4 protein-coding genes and 1 pseudogene are annotated in these 6,161 nt (G+C 40.0%); 1 reads left to right on the forward strand and 4 read right to left on the reverse strand.

All coding sequences use genetic code 11. The features are described from left to right. Window positions 1-237: 237 nt before the first annotated feature. Window positions 238-2,418, reverse strand: a complete 2,181-nt coding sequence (gene katG / locus P20495_RS01885; RefSeq protein ID WP_008138977.1) for a catalase/peroxidase HPI — start codon at window positions 2,416-2,418, stop codon at window positions 238-240. Between the two features lie 657 nt (window positions 2,419-3,075). Here katG and P20495_RS01880 point away from each other — a divergent pair. After that, entirely contained in the window at window positions 3,076-3,984 is a 909-nt protein-coding gene (locus P20495_RS01880) for a tetratricopeptide repeat protein (protein WP_033016400.1), read from the forward strand. Between the two features lie 20 nt (window positions 3,985-4,004). On the opposite strand, the gene P20495_RS01875 is transcribed toward P20495_RS01880, so the two are convergent. The 3 genes and pseudogenes from P20495_RS01875 to P20495_RS21050 form a co-directional block, all read right to left on the reverse strand. After that, window positions 4,005-4,325: a hypothetical protein gene (locus P20495_RS01875; protein WP_007379036.1), complete on the reverse strand. Its 321-nt coding sequence runs from the start codon at window positions 4,323-4,325 to the stop codon at window positions 4,005-4,007. A 9-nt stretch (window positions 4,326-4,334) separates the two neighbouring features. Then, window positions 4,335-5,096 carry a nuclear transport factor 2 family protein gene (locus P20495_RS01870; protein WP_008138979.1) on the reverse strand — a complete coding sequence of 254 codons (762 nt, stop codon included), beginning with the start codon at window positions 5,094-5,096 and terminating at the stop codon, window positions 4,335-4,337. An 81-nt stretch (window positions 5,097-5,177) separates the two neighbouring features. After that, window positions 5,178-5,920: pseudogene (locus tag P20495_RS21050) on the reverse strand (ferredoxin--NADP reductase). Window positions 5,921-6,161 lie beyond the last annotated feature (241 nt).

Raw genomic sequence — 6,161 nt, forward strand, 5'->3', positions numbered from 1 at the left:
CACGTGAGCAAGCTCTACGTCTACAAATCATATTCTGAAACTTGGGTATAAGCCCTGTAAACGCACAGCTTGCTGGCGTGTAAAACATAGTTTTTAAGTTGTGTGATTCAATGATTAGAAGTTCTTGCTTCTCGCGTGAGCAAGTTCGACGTCTACAAATATATGTTTGCCACTGCGTTATAAATAAAAAAGGGGGAGTAATTAATTACTCCCCCTTTTTTATGTTCATCGCACAGATTATTTAATATCAAACCTGTCGGTATTCATTACTTTTACCCATGCATTTACGAAGTCGTGAACAAAGCGTTCTTTGTTGTCGTCTTGCGCATAAAACTCAGCAAGTGCACGTAAAACCGAGTTTGAGCCAAATACTAAATCAACACGTGTTGCAGTCCATTTAGTTACGCCGCTTGTACGCTCTACAATATTGTACAACCCTTTTTCAGTAGGCTCCCAGCGGTACGCCATATCCGTTAAGTTTACAAAAAAGTCATTACTTAAGGTGCCGACATTACTTGTAAATACGCCATGCTGACTGCCATTGTGGTTAGTGCCTAACACGCGCATGCCACCAAGTAATACTGACATTTCTGGTGCACTTAAACCCATCAACTGGCTACGCTCTAGTAAAAGCTCTTCCGCGGATACTACATAGTCTTTTTTCAGCCAGTTTCTAAAGCCGTCATGAATGGGTTCAAGCACATCAAACGATTCGGCATCGGTCATGTCGTCTGTTGCGTCCCCTCGTCCTGGCGCGAACGGTACGGTTACATCAACACCAGCGCTTTTAGCAGCTTGTTCTACTGCGGCTATTCCGCCTAAAACAATTAAGTCGGCGATGCTAACTTGCTTGTTTAAACCTGCTTGTACTTTTTCAAGTGCAGCTAGTACATTTGCTAAACGTGTTGGTTCGTTACCTTGCCAATCTTTTTGTGGTGCAAGACGAATACGTGCGCCATTTGCGCCACCACGGTGATCAGAACCACGATAAGTACGAGCACTGTCCCATGCCGTGCTAATTAAATCAGCAGCACTAATACCGCTATTAAGTAAGGTTGTTTTTAAATCACTAATTTCGGCGTTTGTGAGTGTGTAGTCAACGGTAGGTACTGGGTCTTGCCAAATAAGATCCTCGCTTGGCACATCGGCACCTAAATAACGTGATTTAGGACCTAAATCGCGGTGAGTTAATTTAAACCAAGCGCGAGCAAATACGTCTGAGAAGTAATCAAAGTCGTTATAAAAACGCTCAATAATTTTACGATACGCTGGATCCATTTTCATGGCCATATCGGCATCAGTCATTATTGGGTTTAAACGAATTGATGGATCTTCTACATCAACAGGCTTGTCTTCTTCTTTAATATTAACCGGTTCCCACTGATGAGCGCCTGCTGGGCTTTTTGTTAATTCCCATTCGTAGCTTAACAGTAGTTTACAGTAGTCGTTATCCCATTTAGTTGGGTGGGTAGTCCATGCCCCTTCAATACCAGAAGTTACTGTATCGCGACCAATACCACGTGTTGTGGTGTTGTTCCAACCAAGACCTTGCTCGTGTACATCAGCAGCCTCTGGCTCTGGCCCTAGGTTTTCGGCTTTACCGTTACCATGCGTTTTACCTACGGTATGCCCACCTACGGTAAGTGCTGCTGTTTCTTCATCGTCCATTGCCATACGCGCAAACGTTTCGCGAACTTGTGCTGCTGTTTTAAGTGGATCGGGTACACCATTAACACCTTCTGGGTTAACGTAAATTAAGCCCATTTGTACTGCGGCTAACGGGTTTTCCATTGTGTCTGGCTTGTCTACATTGGCGTAGCGTCCGTCGCTTGGTGCGAGCCATTCTTTTTCAGCTCCCCAATATACGTCTTTTTCAGGATGCCAAATATCTTCGCGCCCGCCTGCAAACCCAAAGGTTTTTAAACCCATTGATTCGTATGCCATGTTGCCCGCTAAAATAATTAAGTCGGCCCACGAGAGTTTATTGCCGTATTTTTTCTTAATTGGCCATAATAAACGACGCGCTTTATCGAGATTGCCATTATCAGGCCATGAATTTAGCGGAGCAAAACGCTGATTAGCTGTACCGCCACCACCACGCCCGTCAGCTAGTCTGTATGATCCTGCTGAGTGCCATGCCATGCGAATCATTAAACCACCGTAATGGCCCCAATCGGCTGGCCACCACTGCTGGCTTTGCGTCATTAAGTGTTTTAAATCGGTTTTTAAGGCTTCTAAATCTAGTGTTTTAAATGCTTCAGCGTAGTTGAAATCGCTGTCATATGGAGTCGTTTTTGTATCGTGTTGATGAAGTATGTCTAAGTTAAGGGCGTTTGGCCACCAATCGGTATTTGGATTAGACGTTTTAGTATTACTACCATGCATGACCGGACATTGGCCTGCTTTAGGGTTGCTCATTCTGAAATCCTTATAGTACAAAAGTAACGGTTATTTTATTTAGTTGGTTTATAACTTAGTACACCGGCCTAAATACTTATGTGTATTTAATATAGGCTTATAAATTATGCTATACCAGCACCGAACGGCTGTTTAAAACGATTGTTGTCATTTATAATTTTGATGGATAGTTAGTTGTGCATACTTTTTACTGCACTTTCTAACTGTATTTAAAATACGAGATTAAAATATTTATCTTAACTTTTTTAGAAGACCTGTGATCGCACTGAAAAATTTCGCCGTATTGATAAGTGAAGGGCTCAAAAGTGGCTTTGATTTACTTAAGCGCACATTGGAATATCCCCCTTCACCATGAAATTATAGTTATAACGATAAAGGTGTATTACTTAAGCCCAATACACCTTTACTTTATAAACCAGATACCTTGTGTATCTTCTTATTTTAACTAACTGAATTGAGTTAAGTAATTGTTCAGCTAAATTCAGTTAGTATGCAATTTATCTCCTGTATTTCCCTGCAACTTTTGTTGTTTTAGCAGTTTTGGCCAGTTCACCTTGAACTGGCTTTTTTTTGCAAAATTTTTGGCTTCACTAGCTTTGTGCCTTTTAGCTGTGCGTGTTAAAGTTACACTCGCAATTAATTTAACTAGGCATACCAATGCGTTATTACATATCCTTACTTTTTGTTTGTTTTACATTTTTTTTGGCTACTGTGAACGCAGCAGAACAAAGGCCAGAAGTGCTCACTGCGCAAGAACAACAACATGCCCTTAGCCAACTAAAGGAGCCTATGTATAAACCACTTTTAGAACGCTACGTTTTAGATGAACTAAAAGCAGTACGACAAGATCAACAAAAGCTACGTGAAGATGTAACTAAACAAGTTACCCACGCCCAACTAGATACCGCTGATCGTGCGCTCACATACACAACCGATACCATTAATAATGTGTTTTTTATTATTACTGCCACGGCATCTATTTTGGTTTTAGTGGGTTGGAACTCGCTACGTGATGTTAAAAATAAAGTAGAAGATATTGTAAATACACGCGTAAGTGTAATTACGGATGAATACGAAGACAGATTAAAAATTCTTGAAGAAAAACTGCGTGTACGCTCTGAAGAAATACTCAGTAACCAAGAACGTATATCGGTTACCAACGAGGTTCATTCGCTATGGATGCGCGCCAATTTAGAAAGTGATTTTGCAAATAAAATTGAAATATTTGATGAAATTTTAAAACGTAAACCAGAAGATGTAGAAGCAATAGCTTATAAAGCTGACGCACTACTGGAAATTAACGAAACAGCACAAGCAATTGAACTATGCAATCAAGCCATTGATATAGATAGTGATTATGGCTACGCATACTGGCAAAGAGCCTGTGCTTTTGCCCTAATACATGAGCATGCAGATGCCCTAGCCGATATTAAAATGGCACTAGATTACTCGCCTAATTTACGTAATGAACTATTACACGAAAGTGCATTTGCAAGCTTACACGATAACGAGAGCTTTAATACAATTGTGGCTGGTGAAGCGTCTGGAATACAATTAAATTTATAGTATGCTGCATGCAGTGCATTTTAACGTTTAAAATATAAATCTATTGCTTTAGCGAGCAGCTCGTCGAGCTGCTCTTCAAAATTATCTATATCAATATCAAAATGATTTAAGTACGCCTTAGCTTGTACTTGCGATAAGTTACGGCTATTTACACTGTATTGACGCTCATCTTTTTGTTTATCGTAACGAGGTAAAAAGACAAACAAGCCGTAATAAGGCGATTTAATATGCTTGTTAGCAAAACGGCAAAAATCTTCTATATGGTTAGCACCATCAGGCCCTAAGCAGCCTGGCTCAACTCGGTACATTAAGCGAATTTTTCTTTCGTCACTTATTTGCATAACAGTCCTTTAACGGAAAAATAAGACGCGTATTATTTTGCCGTCTTTAATTTGATAGCTCGAAATTAACTCTGAACGTTTATCTACAACGTTTTTATCAGTGGAGCATGTTTCTGATAACTCATGATCTATTACTATGTCACCGTGCACTATGCGCTTAATTGGCGATGAGTGAATACATTTGAGCTTTTTAAACATTAGCCCATAACGTGCGATTAGTTTTTCTTTACCTTTAAATAATAGCTCATTTGGGAAAATATAAAACTCTACATCTTCAGAGTACACGCGAATAAACTCTTCAATGTTACGTGCGTTGTAAGCGTTGACCAATTGCTCAACCACGGCAAGTGACTCACGTGACTGCTTTGCCTTAGTTTGCTGCTTAGTAGTAAGTGCCTCTTTAGCTTGCGTAACTGCTTTTTCGGCCTCGGCAACAGCCACTGCTTTCTCTACTTTATTTTTTGGCTTTTCTACTGGCTGTGGTGCTTCGTTACCGAATACTTTTGAATCATCTGTTTTAGCGGTGTCGATTACCGGTTTTTTAAGTTCGGGCGCTTTGTATTCAAGAGTATTAATTTTATCGTTAGCTTCTATTTCAGTTGCAAAGTTATCTGTATTGGTATTTTTTGAGACTGAGTCACCTTTATTTGTAACAACTTGCTCTGCACTTTTGAGTTTTGGCTCGGTTACTTCAGGTTGCTGATCTGAGGCATAACTAATCAATGCAACTGTGGTGATTAATGAAGCTAAAATAATTGATAACGGTTTCATAACTTTCCTAATATGAACACTAAACGCGTAATGTGGTGCAACATAACAAATTTTAGAGTTTGCGGGTAGTCATTCAGCCACTTACCAGTACTGTTCGACTGTTATATGTCCAGGCTCTCTGCGCCTGTTACGCTTAAAGCTTTTCCCTATAAGAAGTTCGGTTGTGTCTTTTACCATTTGTGGATTGCCACAAATCATAAATTGGGCATTATTTGGTGCTGGATCTAACTTTACTTTATCAAATAGGCGACTACTTTGAATTGCATCAGTAATACGCCCATGTAAGCCCTCTAACGGCTCTTCTCGGCTCACAACAGGTATATAATTAAGTTGTGCTGGGTAAGCTTTTAAAAGCTCATTTATAAGCGGCTGGTAACTTAAATCACTATTAAAACGTACGCCATGCACTAAGTTTATATGCTGATACTTTTGCCATACCTCAGGTTGTTGCAATATTGATAAAAATGGCCCGATGGCTGTGCCAGTGCCTAACATCCACAGCTGCTCACTTTGTGGAATTTCGTCAAGCGTAAAAAACCTGTTGCACGGCGCTCAATTAATACGTTGTCGCCTGGCTGTAGTTTTGCTAAGCGCGGTGATAAAAGCCCGTCAGCTACGTTGATAAGATAAAACTCTAGAGCTGAGCTATCGGGTGAATTAACGTATGAATATGCACGCGCAATGCGTTTATCATCCTCAATTATTGAAAGCTTAGTAAACTGCCCTGCTTTAAATGGCTCTACATCGGCATTAACCGTTAAGCTAAAAAGCGTTTCGTTCCACCATGTTACTTTTTTTACAGTTGCATCAACCCAATTAGACATATTTGACTCCACAATTTAGCGGTTAATCCAGTAAATTATAAAAATGTATGTGCTTTAAACACTAGCATTAACTAGGTAATAGTTATACAAAGCGCTGATGATTTTTATACAAAACAATATGCACCTTGTAGCGCGCAGCTTGCTGGCGTTTAAAAGCAACACTTTTAGAATGATAGCTTGAGTATATTAAGTCATGAGAAGCTGCGCTTCTAACGTGAGCAAGCTCTACGTCTACCACACC

This window comes from Pseudoalteromonas sp. BSi20495, from assembly GCF_000241185.1.
GTDB classification, from domain to species: Bacteria; Pseudomonadota; Gammaproteobacteria; order Enterobacterales; family Alteromonadaceae; genus Pseudoalteromonas; species Pseudoalteromonas fuliginea.

Bases quoted from the DNA above. Each gene is read 5' to 3' on its own strand.
- katG (WP_008138977.1), bottom strand. From the start codon at position 2,418: ATGAGCAACCCTAAAGCAGGCCAATGTCCGGTCATGCATGGTAGTAAT.
- P20495_RS01880 (WP_033016400.1), top strand. From the start codon at position 3,076: ATGCGTTATTACATATCCTTACTTTTTGTTTGTTTTACATTTTTTTTG.
- P20495_RS01875 (WP_007379036.1), bottom strand. From the start codon at position 4,325: ATGCAAATAAGTGACGAAAGAAAAATTCGCTTAATGTACCGAGTTGAG.
- P20495_RS01870 (WP_008138979.1), bottom strand. From the start codon at position 5,096: ATGAAACCGTTATCAATTATTTTAGCTTCATTAATCACCACAGTTGCA.